The 19,953-nt window shown below is 36.4% G+C and carries 12 protein-coding genes; 5 read left to right on the forward strand and 7 right to left on the reverse strand.

Annotation, left to right across the window (positions count from 1 at the left end; all coding sequences use genetic code 11):
* Positions 1–32: 32 nt before the first annotated feature.
* The 3 genes from IIF7_RS13795 to IIF7_RS13805 are packed head-to-tail and all read left to right on the forward strand — an operon-like array spanning position 33 to position 4,545.
* Entirely contained in the window at positions 33–2,414 is a 2,382-nt protein-coding gene (locus IIF7_RS13795) for an ABC transporter permease (RefSeq protein ID WP_084842283.1), read from the forward strand.
* A 28-nt stretch (positions 2,415–2,442) separates the two neighbouring features.
* Positions 2,443–3,114, forward strand: coding sequence for an ABC transporter ATP-binding protein (locus tag IIF7_RS13800; RefSeq protein ID WP_084842284.1), 672 nt, complete (start codon positions 2,443–2,445; stop codon positions 3,112–3,114).
* A gap of 3 nt (positions 3,115–3,117) precedes the next feature.
* Positions 3,118–4,545, forward strand: a complete 1,428-nt coding sequence (locus IIF7_RS13805; RefSeq protein WP_084842285.1) for a TolC family protein — start codon at positions 3,118–3,120, stop codon at positions 4,543–4,545.
* Between the two features lie 165 nt (positions 4,546–4,710).
* Here the strand turns inward: IIF7_RS13805 and IIF7_RS13810 are convergent, their stop codons facing one another.
* Positions 4,711–4,998, reverse strand: a complete 288-nt coding sequence (locus tag IIF7_RS13810; RefSeq protein ID WP_084842286.1) for a GIY-YIG nuclease family protein — start codon at positions 4,996–4,998, stop codon at positions 4,711–4,713.
* A 312-nt stretch (positions 4,999–5,310) separates the two neighbouring features.
* Here IIF7_RS13810 and IIF7_RS13815 point away from each other — a divergent pair, with 312 nt between their 5' ends.
* Entirely contained in the window at positions 5,311–5,823 is a 513-nt protein-coding gene (locus IIF7_RS13815) for a GNAT family N-acetyltransferase (protein WP_084842287.1), read from the forward strand.
* Positions 5,824–5,993: 170 nt separating this feature from the next.
* On the opposite strand, the gene IIF7_RS13820 is transcribed toward IIF7_RS13815, so the two are convergent.
* Positions 5,994–8,432 (reverse strand): glycoside hydrolase family 2 TIM barrel-domain containing protein, encoded by a 2,439-nt coding sequence (locus IIF7_RS13820; RefSeq protein ID WP_084842288.1) that lies wholly within the window; start codon positions 8,430–8,432, stop codon positions 5,994–5,996.
* Positions 8,433–8,613: 181 nt separating this feature from the next.
* On the opposite strand from IIF7_RS13820, the gene IIF7_RS13825 reads away from it, so the two are divergent.
* The gene (locus tag IIF7_RS13825; protein WP_084842289.1) at positions 8,614–12,195 is read left to right on the forward strand and encodes a glycoside hydrolase family 2 TIM barrel-domain containing protein; all 3,582 of its coding nucleotides are present in this window, start codon (positions 8,614–8,616) and stop codon (positions 12,193–12,195) included.
* 116 nt (positions 12,196–12,311) lie between these two features.
* On the opposite strand, the gene IIF7_RS13830 is transcribed toward IIF7_RS13825, so the two are convergent.
* Genes IIF7_RS13830 through IIF7_RS13850 form a run of 5 tightly spaced genes read right to left on the reverse strand, consistent with a single transcriptional unit; the run spans position 12,312 to position 19,949 of the window.
* A complete protein-coding gene (locus IIF7_RS13830) occupies positions 12,312–14,255 on the reverse strand; it encodes a glycoside hydrolase family 97 protein (RefSeq protein WP_084842290.1) in 1,944 nt (647 codons plus the stop codon).
* Between the two features lie 53 nt (positions 14,256–14,308).
* Positions 14,309–15,307, reverse strand: a complete 999-nt coding sequence (locus IIF7_RS13835) for a glycoside hydrolase family 43 protein (RefSeq protein ID WP_084842333.1) — start codon at positions 15,305–15,307, stop codon at positions 14,309–14,311.
* 5 nt (positions 15,308–15,312) lie between these two features.
* Positions 15,313–17,742 carry a sugar-binding domain-containing protein gene (locus IIF7_RS13840; RefSeq protein ID WP_084842291.1) on the reverse strand — a complete coding sequence of 810 codons (2,430 nt, stop codon included), beginning with the start codon at positions 17,740–17,742 and terminating at the stop codon, positions 15,313–15,315.
* 13 nt (positions 17,743–17,755) lie between these two features.
* The gene (locus IIF7_RS13845; protein WP_084842292.1) at positions 17,756–19,300 is read right to left on the reverse strand and encodes a glycoside hydrolase; all 1,545 of its coding nucleotides are present in this window, start codon (positions 19,298–19,300) and stop codon (positions 17,756–17,758) included.
* Positions 19,278–19,949, reverse strand: a complete 672-nt coding sequence (locus IIF7_RS13850; protein WP_084842293.1) for a DUF3823 domain-containing protein — start codon at positions 19,947–19,949, stop codon at positions 19,278–19,280. The genes IIF7_RS13845 and IIF7_RS13850 overlap by 23 nt, the downstream gene beginning before the upstream one ends.
* Between the last annotated feature and the right edge of the window lie 4 nt (positions 19,950–19,953).

The following is a 19,953-nucleotide window of genomic DNA, read 5'->3' on the forward strand; positions in this document are numbered from 1 at the left end:
AGGGATTATAAGTCCAAAAACCGATCTAAATTATGTTTAGAAATTATATAAAACTAGCCTGGAGAAAAATTAAAGCAGATAAAATGTTCTCTATTTTAAACATTCTTGGCCTTTCGATCGGGCTGGGAATTACGCTTTTGCTTTTTCTATTTATCCTTCATGAAGAGAGTTTTGATACGATGTATTCAAAAAAAGATCGGATGGCAAGGGTTTTAGTGCATTTAACAGATGACGAATCGCCTGAAACCTGGTGTGGTAGCCCGCCAGCAGTTGGCTCTACAGCAAAAAATACAATTCCAGAAATCGAGAATACAGTTCGTTTTTACCACTATGCTTTTGGGCAACCGGCTTCGATTTCGGTTAACGACAAAAACCTTATTGAACCACGGTTTTTCTATGCAGACGAAAGTGTTATCGACATTTTTGATCTTGAGTTTACTCACGGAAACCCTAAAACGGCATTAGCACGACCAAACACAATTATTATTTCTGAAAGTAGCGCAAATCGATATTTCGGAAATGATAATCCTATTGGGAAACAGCTAAACTTAGAAAATTACAAGGATTTTGAGATCACTGGAGTTTTTAAAGATTTCCCAAATAACAGCACTATAGATTGTAATACTATTGCTTCCTTTCAATCTACCAATTTTGCCAAAAACCCTACCTGGGATAATGCGAGTTTTGAAACTTATATAGTACTTTCTAAAAATGCAGATTTAGCTTCCGTAGAAAAAAAGATTTCAAAATTAGTGAGTCAGGAAGTTAGCGATCCCTGGTATAGCCTGTCTTTACAGCCTTTTAGTAAAATACATCTATATTCTTCTAATTATCAAGATTCTTATAGCGCAAGGATTGGAAATATCGAGGAAGTAAAAAATCTAAGCTTGCTGGCCGTTCTTATTCTGGTTATTGCCTGTATCAATTATATGAATTTGATTACGGCAAGATCGCAAAAAAGACATAAAGATATTGGGATTAATAAAACGCTGGGCGCTTCTACAAAATCGATCATTTTACGTTTCTATGCTGAAACGGCTTTAATTACGCTTATTTCTATTCTATTTAGTATCATTTTGGCCATTGTTGCAGTGCCATTATTTAACCAGATCACAGGAATATCGATAAATTACAGAAATTTATTTACGCTGCAATTTATTGCCAGCCTTATTATAATCTGGGTAGTAACCAGCCTTATTGCCGGTTCTTATCCTGCACTACATTTATCTCGACTTGCGCCGCAGGTAGTTGTAAAATCTGGGTTTAAATCTAAGACTTCAGGTTTATTGATTAGAAAAGGTCTGGTTATTTTTCAGTTTACCGCATCGATCATTTTAATTATTGGGGTTTTAGTGGTTTACCAACAAATAAACTTCATTAAAAACAGGGATTTAGGCTTTAATCCAGATAAAATTCTGGCTGTATCTATTGGAGCAGCAGAAAATAAGAATAGTATAAACAGCCTAAAAAATAAGCTTCAAAATTCATCGAATATCGTCGCTGTAAGTAGTGCACAGGGATTTCCGGGAGTAGATGTTAGCGGTAGAAGCATTATAAATCCTCTTACCGAAAATGGATATAATATTAAAACCAACAATGCAGATTCAGAAATAATAGAAGTTCTTAATTTAAAGCTGCTGGCAGGCGAAAAACTTCCAGAAACAAAAGCTAAAAACGATAGTATCGTAGATGTGATATTGAATAAAAAAGCGGTTGATTTTTTAGGAATATCGCCTGAAGAAGCTATTGGTAAAAAAGTACAGTTAAGCCTGGGAAATAATTCTTACGTTAAAGGAGTTGTAGATAATTTTAATTACTCGTCGCTTCGAGAAGGTATTGGCGCCTATGCTTTTCACAACAATGCGACGCGAGAATTTCATAACTATCTTCTGGTAAAATTTCGCGGAAATGATATCGGCGGAGTGATTGAAGAAGTAAAGGATAATTTTGAAGATTTTATCCCAAATTCAGCATTTCAGTATAGTTTTTTAGATAAAAACCTAGAGCGCTTTTATACTTCAGAAAAAAGAATGGCGAGTATTGGGCTTAGCTTCTCTATTCTTGCTGTTTTTATTGCCTGTCTTGGTTTGTTTGGTCTTGCCGCTTTTACCGCAGAGCAACGATCTAAAGAAATTGGAATTAGAAAAGTAGTGGGGGCAAGTGTCTTTAAAATCACTAAGCTGCTATCCTTAGAATTCCTATTTTTAGTAGCCATTTCACTTGTTTTAGCATTTCCTCTAGCTGCATGGCTTATGAATTCGTGGTTACAAAACTTTGCCTATCGCATAGATCTTAACTGGATAATATTTATTGTAGCCGGCGTGATCGCCATATTTATAGCTATTGCAACGGTTAGTTTTCACGCTATCAAGGCAGCACTAACAAACCCTGTAAAATCTTTAAAAACAGAATAAAATATAAAAATTCAAAAAAAATAAAAACATGTTATTAGAACTAGACCACATTTACAAATGGGTAACCACCGGTGGAAGAAGAACATTTCTGCTAAATGACTTAAGTCTTAAGGTTGAAGAAGGCGAATTTATTTCTATCATGGGACCTTCGGGTTCGGGGAAATCTACATTGCTGAATGTGATTGGAATGTTAGACGGATTTCAGGAAGGTGAATACAAATTTCTGGACGAGACCATTCATAATATGAAGGAAAAACATCGTTCAAAATTATACAAAGAATACATTGGTTTTGTATTTCAGCAATATCACCTAATCGACGAGCTTACCGTTTACGAAAACATCGAAACTCCGCTACTCTACAAAAAAGTAAAATCTGCAGAACGTAAAGCGCTGGTTGGCGATATGCTGGATCGCTTTAATATTGTTGGTAAAAAAGACCTTTTTCCTAACCAGTTAAGTGGTGGGCAACAGCAATTGGTGGGTATCGCAAGAGCGCTAATTTCTAAACCAAAATTAATCCTTGCAGACGAGCCTACCGGAAACCTCAACTCGAAACAAAGTGACGAGATCATGCAACTTTTTAAACAATTAAACGAAGAAGACGGTGTAACCATCATCCAGGCTACACACTCTGAAAGTAACGCAGCCTATGCCTCTAAAACCATCAATCTTTTAGACGGAAGCATCTCAAAATCTTAAAAAATGAACTTAAAATCATCAATCTTAATACTCATCATCCTTTGCCCTTTTTTAAGTCGATCTCAGCAGGATTCGGTCGTATTAAATCTGGATCAATGCATAACATTGGCTTTAAAAAATAATCCCAATCTAAAATCACGAAAATTGAATTCAGAATCGGCCAATATTAATTTTAAACAAAGTCGGAATGAATTTTTACCAACGCTAAACGGAAGTATTTCTGGCGGAATTACCAACGGGCGAAGCATCGATCCTTATTCTAACGATGTGATCGAGCAGCAACTAAATTACTCGAACGCCGGTCTTAATCTTAGCGCCACAGTTTTTGACGGATTTCGATTACTGAATCAATTAAAAAGGGATAAGCTGAATATCAAAGCTGCTGAAGCTGAAGTTCAGGAAGCCAGACAAAACCTGATTTTGGATGTCACCATGGCTTATATGGGGATTTTAAATGCTGAAGATCTATTGGAACTTTCAAAAATAAGGCGTTTAAATACCCGAAGACAGCTTGATAGATTACAGAATTTGCATGAAGAAGGGAATGCCAATCCGGCCGAATTTAATAATATTAAAGGTCAGTTTTCTGCAGATGAAAACAGCGTGATCGATGCTGAAAATAATCTGAAGCAATCTGTTTCTCAGCTATCGCTTTTACTGAATATCGATTATAAAGTTTTTCCTGAAGCCTATCACTCTCTTGAAGTTTATGAAAAATACAACTTAAGCGCTGCTCATGTTTTTAAAGAAGCTGTAGAAAATTTAGCCACTTTTAAAGCACGTGAATTACGAATTGAAGCCGCTGAAAAACAGGTTAAAATTGCACGAGCCAATTATTATCCACAAGTGGGATTGTTTGCGCAGCTAAACACTAATTATTCGAGTACCGCACGAACTTTTACTGAAAATGGTAGACAAATTGTAGAAACCGGAAGTTATATTCAGTATAACGGACAATCTTTACCGGTACTGGCAAGCCAGATTCAGTATGCTACTGCAGATATTTCTTTTTTAGACCAGTTTTCTAACAACCTGAATACAGGCGTTGGAGTTTCAGTGAACATTCCTATTTTTAATGGATTCCGCGCTAAGAACAATGTAGCACTTCAGAAAATAAGTCTTAAGCAATCCAAAATTGACCTGGAGAGTACAAAAAATCAGTTTCGACAACGTATTATTCAAGTTCATGCAGATATGGAAACCGCCTACCAGCAATGGCAAAATTTAGAAGAACAGGTAGAGGCTTATCAGGAAAGTTTCAGAATCAATGAGATTCGCTATAACGCCGGCGCTTCGACCATCGTAGATTATATTGTAAGTAAAAACAGTTTAGATCAATCCAGAATCAATCTGGCAAATGCAAAATTTCAGTATCTACTAAGAGTTAAAGTGATGGAATATTACCGCGGAAATATGGATGTAGGGAGTTAGGATTCAGTGGGCGGCCTCAATGGGCAGTGGGCAGTTGGCAGTCTCAGGATTAGTGAATTTTTCTTTAAAAAATGTCATTTCGACCCTGCCAGCCGGCAGGCGGGTGGAGCGCAGCGGAACGGAGAAATCTACTCCGAAAATACCATAGAAATGATATTAATAATTTTATAAGCTCAAAAATTCTAAATTAGGATTCTTAAGCCTAATTAGATTTTCCTTTTTAGCCCTGCTCCACTTTTTAAGTTGTTTTTCTCTCGCAATTGCTTGATCGACATTTTGAAAAACTTCAAAATAAATAAGATTATAACAGTTATACTTTCCTGCAAAAGACTTTTTCTCCTTGATACTATCTTCATAATGTTGAGATAGCCTTTTGTTTAAATTATTTGTTACTCCAATATAAAACGTAAATTTAGAAGAATTGCATGTTATGTAGGTATAATACTCATTCATAATTAAATATAGCTATTTAATATTTTAAAAACCGATTGTCATTTCGACTGAAGCGCAGCGAATGGAGAAATCTTACTTACATGAAACTCTCAATATGAGATCTCTCCACTGCGGTCGAGATGACAAAATCTTCATATCAAGCCCAAGAACAAAATTTTCATTTCGAGCGAAATGTAGTGTAGTCGAGAAATCTCAACCAAAATAAGCATTCACAAAAAGATCTCTCCGCTTCGCCTGCCTGCCGGCGAGGCAGGGTCGAGATGACAATAAGAAATTTTCCATACTTTTCAGATTCTAAAGAAAGATTCTAAAATGCAACTAGAAACAAACCGACTCAAGATTGTAAGTTTTGAAGCTGAATTATTTATGCCGCTTTATCAGCTCTTTTGCGGGAATGAAACGGTTATGAAATCGGCTTTTAAAGGAAGAAAACTCACTAAAAAGGAGTTTTTGGAGGTCTTAAGCAATGATTTTATTCTAAAAGATGAAGAACAGATTGGTTTTGTATCCGTTTTGGATAAAAATACAGGCGATTTTATAGGTTTTACAGGCTTAATTCCGTGTGATTTTCTTGGCGACAAAAATGACCTGGAATTTGGATTTGTTTTGCACCAGGATCACTGGGGAAAAGGTTTTGCTACTGAAATTGGACAATTTTGGATCGATTTTGCTAAAAATGAGCTTCAAAAACATCGAATTTTGGCAGCTGCCAGTCCGCACAACCATGCATCGATCAATGCTATTAAAAAATTAGGATTAACTGAAGTAAAAGAAATTACGACTAAAGATCGAGGTTCCAGACTGGTATTTTCGAAAGAGTTTTAGATTAAATGCTATTCAAAATCATCTAATTTCCGCTTTAGTTTTGAATAAACTGGATTAGACCCTGAATCAAGCCCGCCTGTCGAGCGGACAGGTTCAGGGTGACTATATTGACTTTCAACTATTTTAAAAAAAACATCGATCCCGATAGCTATCGGGATCGATGTTTTTTCTTATTTTTCAGTTTCAATTTTTATTGTTTCTCCTTTCAGATCTTTGCTGCTTACTTTCAGTTTAATGCTTCCGGCTTCCATTCCAGATTTTAGGATGATCATTGCTTTTCCGTAGAATAAATCGACTTTATGATCCTGAAGTGGCTCAAAAGACTGTGGATCGCCATTACCGGCACCAGCCAGTTCCCCTGCTCCGCTGACTTCAATTTGTAAACTTTGATTGGCTAATGGATCTAAATTTCCGTTTTTATCAAAAGCTTCTACCAACACATAAGAAAGGTCCATTCCGTTCGCTTTTATCGTTTTTCGATCTGCAGAAAGTTTGATTTTGGTCGCTTCAGAAGTTGTTTTTATTGTTTTTTCGCCCAATTTCTCTCCCTGTTTATAAGCAACCACTTTTACTTCTCCCGGTTGATAAACCACATCTTTCCACATTAAACGAAAACGCTCTGTGGAGTTTTTAGAAGATGGCGACTTACATTGTTTTCCCTGAGATTCGCCATTAATAAAAAGTTCAGCACAATCGCCATTGGTATACACAAAAACCGGAACATTTTCGCCTTCTTTTCCTTTCCAGTTCCAATGCGGTAAAATATGGATCGTTTTTTCTTCAGGCTTCCAGTAGCTTTTGTACAAATAATAACGATCTTTTGGAATCCCCACAATATCCACAATCCCAAAATACGAGCTTCGTGCGGCTTCTTTATCGCTCATTCCCATCGCTTTTACATTTTTATTGGTGTAGGGCGTTGGTTCACCTAAATAATCGAAACCTGTCCAAACAAATTCGCCCGCGATATAAGGCTCGTCCTGCTGCCACATAAAATCGTCGTCGCCAATTTCTGCCCAATCTGGTGCATGAAAATCATAAGAACTCACCTGAAGCGATTTGGTGAAATCTGTTTTCTTTTTAGGTAATGGAAATTCATAAAATCCGCGTGTACTTACGGTAGAAGCGGATTCTGAAATAATAACCGATTTATTGGGTTCCATTTGTCGAGCCAGGCGATAACGTCTTCCGTAGTTCCAGCTATGTACATCGTAAAAATCGAAATGTCGTAAAGCTGCATTATCTAGCACGTCGTTTACCATCGTTACCGGGCGGGTATGATCGTATTTTCGAACGTAGTTAAGCATAGTGTGCAAACGCTTAAATCCGTTATTATAGTTGGCTTGTACATCGTGCATCTCGTTCCCAACACTCCAAATAAATACGGAAGGATGATTTCGATCTCGCATTACGAAATTGCGAATATTTCGTTCAGCAAAACTTTCAAAATTAGTGGTGTCAACAATATCGGCTTTGCGATCATATTTATCAAAGACCTCGTTAAACATCAAAATCCCCATTTTATCACACAATTCTAAAACCTCTGGAGCGGCGGTATTATGACTACTTCTAATGGCATTAACTCCCATAGATTTCATAATTTCTAACTGGCGTTCCATCGCTCTGGGATAAAATGCGGCACCAAGCGGACCATGACCGTGATGTAAATTCACGCCTTTTAGCTGCACTCTTCTTCCGTTTAATTGAAATCCATCATCTGGCGTAAATTCAATGCTTCTAATACCAAAAGTAGTTTCAGAAACATCGATGATTTTTTCATCTACACTAACTTCTGTAATTGCTTTATATAAATGCGGATGCTCAATATCCCAACGCATAGGATCGATTAGTTGTGCATTTACTTCAAAATAATTTTCTTCCCCGGCACGTAGATCGTGAGAAATACTTTTGTTGGAAACCTCGTTACCTTCCGGATTTAAAATATGCTGAGTGACTGTGATCTCTTTTGCTTCGGAAGTTTCATTTTTTACCAGACTGGAAATTCGAACATCAGCATAATTTGGTTTTATAATTGGCGTGGTCACCTGTGTGCCCCAGATCTTTGTATGGATTGGCGCCATAGAAATTAAACTGACTTTTCTGTAAATTCCTGCGCCGGGATACCATCTACTATCGTGCTTTCGTGTATCTACATGAACGGCGAGCACGTTTTTAGCATTTTCAGAATAATCAAGTTTATCGGTAATATCAAGATAAAAAGAATTGTAGCCATAATCCCATTGTCCGGCAAGCTCTCCATTAATATAAACTTTAGGGAAAGCCATCACAGCATCGAACATCAAGAAAACCTTATTTCCTTTTTTTATTGCTGAAAGGTCTAAATCCCGGCGATACCAGGCTTGCCCTTTCCAGGGTAATTTCCCAGTGTCTCCATCGCCATCTTTTATAAAATCTTCTTCAACCGCCCAGTCATGCGGAATACTTACATTTTCCCAATCTGAAGTATTTGCTGAAATTTCTTTGGCTCCCGAAGGATCACCTTTTATAAATTTCCAGTTATTTTGAAGAATTTCAGCAGTACGTTGTTGGGCTAGCAAACCCTGAAAAAGTAAGGCAAAAATTAGAAAAGCAGTGAACTTTGATTTCATTGATGATGATTTTAGAAGTTTCGGAATTCTAATTTAGTGTATTTTTTACAGTTATTATTTTATCTTCAGAAATTCAACACATTAATTTTTTGCTAAATCCTTTTATCTATATTTGTAGGTAACAGTCTCAAAGCAAGATGATGAGGCTTTTAATCTCGATTACCCAAAAATATCTCGTCTTATGGATTTTAAAAAACTCTCGATCTTTTTCTTATTTCTAAGCATTTCTATTTTAGGAGTAGCACAAGAACTTTCTGAAGATCGTTATTACCGCATTAAATCGAAAGAAGGATTGGTATTATCTACCAAAAACAATGATCAAAATGATGCGCTAATTTGGCTGGATAAGGAGAATAAAGAAAGTAAAGATCAATTATGGCAAATTACCGCAATTGGAAACGGACTTTATAATATTCGAAATTCATATTCTAAAAAAAGCCTTGATAATCGTGGAATTTTAAACGGAAGCGGTAACCAGATTATCCAATGGGATACCGAGCCATTTAACAATAATCAGCAATGGAAAATACAACAAACCGGGACGGGAGCTTATATTATTACGCATAAGAAAAGTCAAATGGTGCTGGATTTTCAGCAAAACGAGAACGGAAATTTTGGCGTTTACCAAAAACCTAATTCGGCCCAAACCTGGGAAATCATTCCGACTGAAATTGCCGCAGAAGTTGCAAACAAAAAAAAGAGAGGAGAACATGAATGGGAAAACGAAACCATTTTTGCGATAAATAAAGAAGAAGGTCATGTTACCTTTTTCCCTTACCCAAACTCAGCAGCCTTAAAAAAAGATGCTTTTTTTAATAAACCCTGGCTTACACCAAATTCAGATTATTATAAATCTTTAAATGGTGATTGGAAATTTAATTGGGTAACAAACCCGGAAGATCGACCAAAAGAATTCTACAAAGAGAATTTTGATGTTTCAAAATGGGAAACTATCGAAGTTCCTTCAAACTGGGAAATGAAAGGCTACGGTACGCCTATCTATACCAATATCACCTATCCTTTTAAAAATAACCCGCCATTTATTCAATCTCAAAAAGGATATACTAACGAACATAAACCTAATCCAGTTGGTTCTTATCGTAGAGAATTTAGCCTGCCCAATAATTGGGACGGTAAAGAAGTTTTTATTCACTTTGACGGCGTTTACAGCGGAATGTTCTTGTGGATTAATGGCAATAAAATTGGCTATTCACAGGGTTCTAACAATGATGCCGAATTTAATATTACCAAATTCCTAAAAGCAGGAAAAAACACACTTGCTGTACAGGTTTTTAGATGGACAGACGGTAGTTATATCGAAGATCAGGATATGTTTAGGTTAAGCGGAATTCATCGTGATGTTTACCTTTATGCTACTCCAAAACTTTCGGTTCGCGATTTTATTATTTCGGCAGATTTTAAAAATGAAGATCTTTCGAAAGTAGATTTTTCAGTAAACTCGATCATTAAAAATTTTGATTCCAAAAGCATCAAAAACGCCTCGTTACAAATACAATTATTTGATCCTGCCGGCAAAGAAGTAGCTAAAATTCAGCAAAAATTAGATAAAATTAAATCTGAAACCGAACAGGAAATTTTATTAAAAACGGAAGTTAATAATCCCGAATTATGGTCGGCAGAAATCCCACATCTTTATAATGTTTTAATTTCTTTGGAACAAGATGGAAAAGAAATATTTGCGACCTCTAACAAATATGGTTTTAGAAAAATTGAAGTTAAAGACAACCGCGTTTTTATAAACAACAAACAAATCTTCTTTAAAGGTGTTAACCGCCATGACACGCATCCTACTTTAGGAAAGGCTATACCGGTTTCATCGATGATTCAGGATATCACGATGATGAAACAAAATAACATTAACACGATTAGAACCAGCCATTATCCTAACAGCCAGAAAATGTATGCGCTTTTAGACTATTATGGGCTTTATACCATGGACGAGGCCGATCTTGAAAATCATGGTAATGGCAATATTAGCAATAACCCTAGTTGGATTCCTGCTTTTAACGATCGTATAAAAAGAGCGATACAACGTGACAGAAATCACGCTTCTGTGATCTTTTGGTCTTTAGGAAACGAAGGTGGTAATGGCGATAATTTTGATGAAATGTATGCGCTTGCTAAAAAAATGGATCCTGTACGCCCTATTCATTATCAGGGAAAAAATGAGGCTGCAGATATCGATTCTCATATGTATCCTTCGCTGAGTTTTATGGAAAAATTCGATAAAAACGGAACCCAGAAACCTTACTTTTTATGTGAATATGGGCATGCCATGGGAAATGCTATTGGAAACCTTCAGGAATATTGGGATTATATCGAAGACGACTCTAGCCGCATGATTGGTGGTTGTATTTGGGACTGGGTAGACCAGGGATTAATCAAGCAAACAGAAGATCAAAATAACTATTATTTTGGTGGTGATTTTGGCGATACCCCCAACGATAATGATTTTTGTCTTAATGGAATTGTAACTTCAGATCGCAAACCTACTGCAAAGTTAGAGGAAGTTAAAAAAGTATACCAATACATTAAAATTTCGGCTGAAGATCTTGCTAATGGACAACTCAAAATTAAAAACACCTACGATTTCTTAAACCTAAATCAATTTGAAATTAAATGGGAAGTCCTGGAAGATGGAATACCAACTGAAAATGGACTGCTTGATCCTGTTGCACTAAATGCCGATGAAGAATGTGTAATTGAAATTCCGTTTAAAAGAAATTACCCTAAAAATCACGAATATCTCCTTAATGTATATTTTCAGTTAAAAAATGAACAAACCTGGGCAAAGGCAGGGCATCAATTGGCTTCAGCGCAATTCTCATTAACCGATAAAGTAGCAATTTCTGCGGTAGATGTAAAAGTATTACCAAAAATTTCGGTTCAGGAAAAAGACTCAGATTTATTGATTTCTGGTAAGAATTTTTCAAGCGTTTTTAATATTAAAGATGGAATGCTTCGTTCTCTTAAATATGACGAAAAAGAGATGATCTATGCTGAAGAAGGCCTGACATTTAACTGGTACCGAAGTGTAAATAATGATAAATATACAGACCAGAATTATTATCAAACTTCAGAAAAAGTGAATTCGATTAAATATGAAGTTTCACCAGATAGGAAGTCGGTTTCTATTCAGCTTGAAAAAGAGGTAAGCATAGCGCATCCAGAAAAGCCAGTTCAGTTTAATTATGCTATAAACTATAGCATTTATTCTAATGGTGTTGTAGATATTGCTGCTGAATTTATGAAGCCTGAAAATCAACCCATCATAAGAAGGTTAGGTTTACGCCTGTCTTTAGATGAAAGTCTGGAAAATGTTTCTTATTACGGAAAAGGCCCATTTGAAAATTACAGCGATCGTAAAACCGCTGCATATCTTAGAGCTTACGAAGCTACGGTTAATGATTTTGAAAATGCCGAGCATTACGCAAAAGCCCAAAGTATGGGAAATCGCGAAGAAGTAAGATGGCTTAGCTTAAGCGATAAAAATGGTAACGGCGTGAAGATTGAAGCTAAAGATGTTTTATCGTTCACCGCTTTACATCACACCGATGAAACTTTATGGAATACAAGACATGATTTTGAACTAAAGGACAATGCAAGCCCGCAAACTTTTTTAAGTCTGGATAGAATTCAGCAAGGATTAGGAAACGCTAGTTGTGGGCCACTGCCTTTAGAACAATATCTAATTCCTGAAAATAAAACCTTAAGCTATTCTTTTAGAATTTCAGGTTTATAAACAGGTTCGATTATTGCTTAAAGTAAACTACCTCGGGGTATTATAGCCTTTGGCGGTGCCAATAAAAAAGCCTCTCAAAAAATGAGAGGCTTTTTTATATAATTTCGGCTTATATTTTAATATAAAACAGCACCTCCCTCTGGAAGTAATTCTATTTTTAAAGTACCGCTATTTTTAATTTTAGCCGTTTTATAACCTGCTGTTTTATCCTTATTATCATAAAGATGTTTTAGCTCTTTTCCTGCGAGCATTGGCAGCTCTAATTCTATTTTTTGCTTCTCTTTAGTTGCGTTGGTTACCGCAACATACCATTGGTCTCCTTTTCTACGCGCCAGTGCACAATAATCTTCTGGAGTTCCACCAATATAAATAGTTTCGTCCCAAACGCTAGGAACTTCTTTAATAAAATCGAGTACATGCTCTGGTTGTTCTTCCAAATTATTTGGCGTTAAACCAAAATGCTGAATTGGTGAAAAGTATAAAATAGAAGTCGCCAGCTCGAAAGCATCTGTAGTGCTTCTAACAGTACCACCTTTTTGGTCTCTAGACATTTTCTGGTTTAAGAAAACAGGTGCAAAATCCATCGCTCCAACAGCATTTCTTGTAAAAGGTAATATTGTTGAATTTAGCGCATGTTTATCTAAAGCATCCTGACGAAAGATCAAGTTTTCTGAAGCTAAAACAGCTTCTGAAGTTACATAGTTTGGATACATTTTTTGCCAGCCTCTTGGGATAGTACATCCATGAAAGGTGATTCCAAGACCATAATCGTTAGCTTCAGTTAAAATATCTTCATACAACTTCATAGTGGTTTGTTTATCCCCACCAAAGAAATCGACTTTTAAACCTTTAACACCAATCTTTTGTAACCATTCCATTTCTTTTTTTCTGGCGGCGCTGGTATTCATTTTGTCCTGTGGAGTTTGTGGCGCCTCGTTCCAATACCCATTAGAATTGTACCAAAGTAAAACATCTACATCCTTAGATTGCGCATATTTTACCAGTTCTTCCATTCTTTCGTAACCAATATTGTTATCCCACCAGTTATCAATCAACACATATTCGAAACCTAAAGCAGAGGCCATATCGATATATTTTACCTGATCATCGTAATTAATACTGTTGTCCTGCCAAACGATCCAGCTCCATGTAGCACGTCCCATTTGATATTCGACACTAGGCTCATATTTTTGTTCCACAAGATCGAATGCAACAGTAGATTCTACGATTGGTTTTAAACTTTCTCCAAGCGTTATGGTTCGCCATGGTGTTTTAGCTGGCATTGCCATTGCTGCAAAAGTATCACCAATACCATTATTTTCTCCTTCCTGCGGAAATTGCACAGTAAACCTACCATCTGCAGTAGATTCACTTAAGCGACTTCCCGGGTAACCACTGTCTACACCTGTTTCAGAAATTAAAATCCATCCATTTTCACCTAATTTGAACAGTGCAGGAAAAGTATAACCTTCACCGTAAGTTGATGGTTCGCCTAGCTTTCCGTTTAAAGTATATTCTTCCTCATAAGATGGTTTTGTTTCGCTCCACCCTGTCATTGGTAAGGCTTGCGGAGTTATATACGTAGTTGCATAATCTGGTAAATTGAAACCTGAAGCTTCCTCGAAAATTTTCACATTGGATCGCCCTACTTTCGATTTCAACTTATAGGAATATGCCACGTCACGGTTAGAAAGTCTGAAATATACGAACAGCGTATCTTCATTCTCGTTTACGAATTTCGAAACTAACTCATTCGCCCTATAATCTACATGGCTAACTTTGGCTCTATTAAGATCATAAGAGTTTTCGATGGTATTTTCTTCTGAAGAAATAAATTTTAGGTTAGCTGAAAAATCACCCAGTGAGGTCTTTAATCCTAATGGTGAGTCTTCTAAAAATTGCTCTTCAGAATAATGAATATCGTATGATATTTTTCCGTCGTTTTCGTGAAGTTGTAAATGTATTTTTTCATTTGGGCTTTTAAGTTCTGCAATCTGTGCATTTATCGAGTTTGCAAAAATTAAGCAGCCTATAGAGAGAACGAGTTTTACTGATTTCATTTTTTAATTATAATTAGTTGATAAGCTTATTGTCAAATTTACTATAATTGTGGCTAGTTTTTTAAATATACATAAATTTTATCTTCACGATCGTCTACTTCTAACAAATTAGGAATTCTAATATAGTTCCCATTAGGCCCTACCCGATGGCTGTGTAATGCCATTAGCAGCTTCCCTTCAAAGGTTTTAAACATCATACCGTGACCAAAATTAGGCGGGGTAATAGGTTCTTTTTCCTGAATCCAGGGACCGTCTAAAGTTCCGCTTTTAGAATATGCCACTCCCTGAACATAATCGCCAAATACCCAGCTTGTCCAAATCATTCCTAATTTACCGGTTTGCGTTTCAAATAAAAAAGGGCCATCGGTTACTTTATTTGGTTTTATTTTTCCATCTTCTGCCCGCTCTTTACTCCACGGTGATTCACTGGATTTAAATAATAGCTCTCCTTCGCCAATAGAGCCGCTTAGATCTGGTTTAAGCTGAATTTTTTCAATCGTCCCGTCCCAGTTTTGTAACCATTCATAACAATAAACCATATAAGGTTTATCATCGTTATCTACCCAAAAAGTACCATCTAGAGTTGGTTTATCTGCCGGTAAATAAGTCTCGTCTTCCATTGGTTTATAAGGACCTTCTGGCGTATCACTTACCAAAATATGGCTGGCTCTTCTTTCAATTGTATTGCCTTTAACGGTATCGATAATTACATCTCGATTTGTAAAGGTGGCGAAGTAATAATATTTGCCTTTAAATTGATGAATTTCGGCTGCCCAGATCATTGGTCTTTTTCCCATCCATGAATTTGGGTCTGTTTCTACAACCGTAAAAGGCCCTTCCCAAAGTTTAAGATCTTTACTCTTCCAAAGTTTACCTCCCGTACCCGTCATATAGTACATTTTAGAGGCTTTATCTGCCAAAATATATGGATCGCTAAGCCGAATGGAATCTAAAGGGATGTTAGTTTTGATTTCTGGATTACGTTGAGCGGAGACTTGTAGGTTTATTGAAAGAAAAAATATCGCAAAAATCCTAATACATAGTTTAGTCATCTTTGTCATTTTTTTATGGATTTTATTTGAATGTTAGCATTGGGTAAACCGTTTCCTTTTGCTGTAAGGGAAATTGTTCCTGATTCTCTCGTACTTCGAAGGATTACAAGAGCTTTACCATTCCAGGTTTTTCGGGTTTTACTGTTATATGGATCTGAGTTTTTAAGATTTGCATTATCTACAGCAATAATTTCTGCAGGACCTGTAACCTCAAAACTAATTTCCTGATCTGAAACCGGATTTATAACTCCGTTTTTATCCTGAAGCTCCACATTAACATACACAAGATCCTGAGCGTTTGCTAATACCATATCTTGCTCTGGTAGTAATTTAATTTTCTCAATATTTCCTGCAGTAGTTAAATTAAAGCTAGCCTTTTCTTTTCCGTCGTTATATGCTTTTGCGACCAATTTTCCTGGTTGATAAGGAACCATAAAAACAGCTTTGAATTCGGTTTCTCTGGAAACCTCTTTTTCTTCCAAAAACCGGCCGTTAAGAAAAAGCTTTACATTTTCATTTTTAGTATACACCTCAACTTCTAGCTCTTTTCCCTCATAACCTGGCCAGGTCCAGCTTTCCCAGGTTGGCCAAACTGCCCACATAGTCAACTTTATATCGCCTTCCTTAGGATTTGGCTCTTTAACAGCCATATAGACTCCTTCATCACTATTCCATAACATACTTCGATAATGAGAGATTGGTTTTCTCCATCCCAAAAGATCTATATCACCACAATAAGCCCCATGCCATGGAAATAAATTTCCAGACCAATGTTCACCTTCCGGTTCACCAGGATAAACATACCGACCAATACCAGATTCTCCCAAATAATCCATTGCAGTCCATACAAAGTCTCCTATAACATAAGAATGAGTATCGGTCATATCCCAACAGAAAAATGCATCTTTAGGATAAGATTCTGTTTGAAGAATTACACGGGAAGGTACTCGCTGGTGATCAGATTCGGCTCTATGCAGTTGGTAATTGTAGCCTCCAATATCATGCACTTTAAAAAGTGGATCGAAGATCTCCCAATCACTATCCCAGGTGGTCATTGCTGAAGTTACAGGCCTGGTCGTATCTAATTCTAATACCGCATCCTTAAGCAATCTTGCAGTTTTTACAGCTTCTGGATCTTTTCTTTCAATAATTTCATTGCCTATACTCCAAAAAACGATCGAAGGATGATTACGATCACGCTTAACCATAGCTTGTGTGTCTTTCTTATACCAGTTATCAAAGTATTTAGCATAATCGTGAGCGTTTTTTTCAGTACGCCAACCGTCAAAAATCTCATCGACAACCAAAAGACCTATACTATCACAAGCATCCAAAAATGCTTTAGATGGCGGGTTATGGGCTGTCCTTACTGCATTGAAACCAGCATTCTTGAGCAATTGAACTTTTCTAACCTCTGCGCGATCGAATGCGGCAGCGCCCAATGCTCCATTGTCGTGATGAACGTTTCCTCCATTTATTAGAATACTTTTTCCATTCAGAACAAAGCCATTTTTAGCATTGTAACTAATTGTTCTTATTCCAAAATCTTCAGTAATGCTGTCTAAAATCTTACCTTCTGTTGAAATAGAAAGCTCGGCTAAATACAAATTTGGATGATCTGGTGACCAAAATTCGGGGTTTTCGACTTCAATTTTTTCAGCAATAATTCTTTTTTCTCCAGGTTTAATATCGATTATTCCCTGCTTGGAAAAAATCTGTTTTCCATCCTTTTTTATAACTATATTGAAATCTAACTGCGAAGCTGACAAAGATTCGTTTAATAACCCTGATCTTATTTGAACTTCAGCTTTATTCTTTTCAGCACTTGCAGTAGTTATAAAAGTTCCTTCATCTTCAAAATGAATAAGATTTTTCACTTTTAAGTATACATGTCTGTAAATTCCAGAACCACTAAACCATCTACTATTAATTTGCTGGCTATTATCTACCTTTACAGCAATTATATTGTTTTCCCCATATTTTAAAAAGGGAGTTAAATCGTAACTAAAAGGAGTATAACCATAAGGATGAACTCCCAGTGACCTGCCATTTATAAAAACTTCAGAATTCATATAAACTCCGCCGAAATGAATACTTAGCTTTTTGCCATTTAGGGTTTCAGGTACCATAAACTCTTTCCTATACCAGCCAAACCCATTTTCAAAAAATCCCCCAGCACCAGCTGAAGGATTTTCATTTTTAATAGGCAAACTCACACTCCAATCATGTGGTAAAACAAGGTTTTTCCAGCTACTATCATCAAAATCTTTGGATACAGCTTTTGGATGATCCCCTAATGAAAATTTCCAGTTATAATCAAAGTTTTGGGCTCCCAGATCTGTCTTTAAACTCTCAGATTCCTGAGCATAAATTGGCACTAATCCAAAAAGAAATAAAACAAAGATGATCTTTAGAAAGGAAGTTGATGAGCGCATAATATTCTGGATTTTACAGTGCTATTTGATAAACAAGGCTTATTATAGATTTAGCAGGTACTTTTATATTTGATTTTGTATTAGGAATTAATTCTAGATTGTAATCTTTAGAAGTAACATAGGTCTTGAGTTCCTGAATCTCTATATCCTGTAAATTAGGCTTTATGTTTTTCTCTTTATTCTCAGAATTAATGATTACTAGAGTTATTTTAGAGTTGGCTTTATCGATATAAGCTGAAGAAAGCAAAGAAGACGCTGTATTAACTGAAGCTTTTATCCTTTTACTTCCAGGCTCAATAAATCTACTATAATTTCCTAAAGCCCAAAGCATTTTACTCTCATAAAAATCGCCGTCCTGCTTATTTTTATCAATATAAATTAACCCATCCTTATAATCGTAAGGAGAAATTGCCGTCCACCAATGCCATGCAGATGCATTCGCAATTGCAAGATCACTATGGATTACCTTGGCCATATATAAAGCCGGATCTATGCTTAGATCTCTTCCGTTTCCTTCAATTTCACCATCATTATCTCCAAGAATGCAATATTCAGACATCCAAAATTTAAGACCTTCTACGGTTTCTAAAGATTCAGAAAGAATTTCCCTTTCTTTTATCAATTTTTGATTTGGTGAGGTCGTAAAGTAACTATGCCCGGAAATGGTACGGCTAAGATTAGTTAAATTTCCCAGGTAATTTTTAGACTCGGGTTTAAAGAATTGGGTTATCTGATCTCCCCTTCCAGGCCTGTTGTCCTCTCGTGTTAAGTAATTTATTTGTCCGGCTTCAGCAATGTCTATTTTAGTTTTTAAGCCTTTTTTTGTTATTTCTGAATCTAAAACTCTAACAAAATCTGCAATTTCTTGATTCCAAAACGGAGTTCCTTCCTGGCCGGCATCTGCCCAATCCCATTGTGGCTCGTTAAACGGACTAACATAATCTATCGATAGTCCCTTTTTTTCTAAACCAATTATAGCATTGGTTAAATACGTTGCAAAATTTTGAAACTGACTTTTTTCCAAATTTGAAGCCTTACCAGAAGAGCTGTAGGCCTTGCTGTTTTTAGTAAATTTTACTGGCGGACTATTTGAAAATAATAATAGTTGATCTACCCCAAGCTCTTTGGCTTTTTGTGCAAACCAAACCTGGCCTTTTTGTTTCTCGAAATTATAAGAACCATCTTCCTGAAGAAAAGATTCTGCTCTACGCCATTCGTCTTTAATATCACTTTGTGCTCCCTGGGCACTACTTCCTGCCCCTAAATTAAATCGCCAAAGTGAGAGGCCAATTCCTTTAGGTTTACCATCTAAATCTACCTCCTTACTAAAAAGTAAGGAGGCGATTTTTTCTTTTTTCTCTTTTGGCCAAAGTCCTACAAACTGGCAGGACCAAGCATCTGAAGCTCCAAAGTTGTCTATATTTTGGTAAACCACAGAAGTATCTATGTTAATTTGCTCAACACTACTTGCAGCGTTTTCAAAACTAGATTGCCCAAAAGATGAAAACCCGACCAATAAAAGGATTATTAAAATCCTATAAATCGATCTGTTGTGCATTGGTATAAATTAACTCGTTAGCCATAGAAGATCGGGCACCAACTCTAACATACAAATATCCCTCTCCTCTTAAAGATTCTGGTATTTCTATATCTATAGAATTACTTGTACCAAACTCAAAATCTTCAAGTTCTATAACTTCGTTAAAGTCATTTATATTTCGGTCTAAAAGAATATTTCTACTAAGCATTATACTTACTTCCTGAACATTAGTGTCCTCTACGATTTGATCGATCTGGAAACTGGCACTTAAAGTTTGCCCGTTAACCTGAAAACTTTCGTTAGAGATATTTATATACGGCGTTACCGGAATATCCACCTGAGTTGTTCCATCTACCTGTACAACAATTGTATCGTTTAATTGTGGCAACCAAGGATCTCCCCCACGACGAACCAATTTATATTCACCCGCAAACAGTGATACAGAATATGTACCATCTTGAGCGATAAATACCGGAATAAATTCATCTAAAGCATAACCATCCTGCCAAATCTGAAACTCGGCACTATTAGATCTTACCGATATAGGCTCTCCCTGATAAGTTACCTGCCCTTCTAACATTGCGTTAGGTGCATCAAAATTATCTTTTTCACAACCTGCCAGCATCAAACTAATGGACACAAGGCTATATATGATATATTTTTTCATTACA

Source organism: Zunongwangia atlantica 22II14-10F7, assembly GCF_002094855.1.
Lineage (GTDB): Bacteria > Bacteroidota > Bacteroidia > Flavobacteriales > Flavobacteriaceae > Zunongwangia > Zunongwangia atlantica.

Excerpts from the sequence above, each read along its gene's own strand:
- IIF7_RS13850 (WP_084842293.1), bottom strand. The coding sequence starts at position 19,949 with ATGAAAAAATATATCATATATAGCCTTGTGTCCATTAGTTTGATGCTG.
- IIF7_RS13810 (WP_084842286.1), bottom strand. The coding sequence starts at position 4,998 with ATGAATGAGTATTATACCTACATAACATGCAATTCTTCTAAATTTACG.
- IIF7_RS13830 (WP_084842290.1), bottom strand. The coding sequence starts at position 14,255 with ATGAAATCAGTAAAACTCGTTCTCTCTATAGGCTGCTTAATTTTTGCA.
- IIF7_RS13805 (WP_084842285.1), top strand. The coding sequence starts at position 3,118 with ATGAACTTAAAATCATCAATCTTAATACTCATCATCCTTTGCCCTTTT.
- IIF7_RS13815 (WP_084842287.1), top strand. The coding sequence starts at position 5,311 with ATGCAACTAGAAACAAACCGACTCAAGATTGTAAGTTTTGAAGCTGAA.
- IIF7_RS13845 (WP_084842292.1), bottom strand. The coding sequence starts at position 19,300 with ATGCACAACAGATCGATTTATAGGATTTTAATAATCCTTTTATTGGTC.
- IIF7_RS13800 (WP_084842284.1), top strand. The coding sequence starts at position 2,443 with ATGTTATTAGAACTAGACCACATTTACAAATGGGTAACCACCGGTGGA.
- IIF7_RS13825 (WP_084842289.1), top strand. The coding sequence starts at position 8,614 with ATGGATTTTAAAAAACTCTCGATCTTTTTCTTATTTCTAAGCATTTCT.
- IIF7_RS13835 (WP_084842333.1), bottom strand. The coding sequence starts at position 15,307 with ATGACTAAACTATGTATTAGGATTTTTGCGATATTTTTTCTTTCAATA.
- IIF7_RS13795 (WP_084842283.1), top strand. The coding sequence starts at position 33 with ATGTTTAGAAATTATATAAAACTAGCCTGGAGAAAAATTAAAGCAGAT.
- IIF7_RS13840 (WP_084842291.1), bottom strand. The coding sequence starts at position 17,742 with ATGCGCTCATCAACTTCCTTTCTAAAGATCATCTTTGTTTTATTTCTT.
- IIF7_RS13820 (WP_084842288.1), bottom strand. The coding sequence starts at position 8,432 with ATGAAATCAAAGTTCACTGCTTTTCTAATTTTTGCCTTACTTTTTCAG.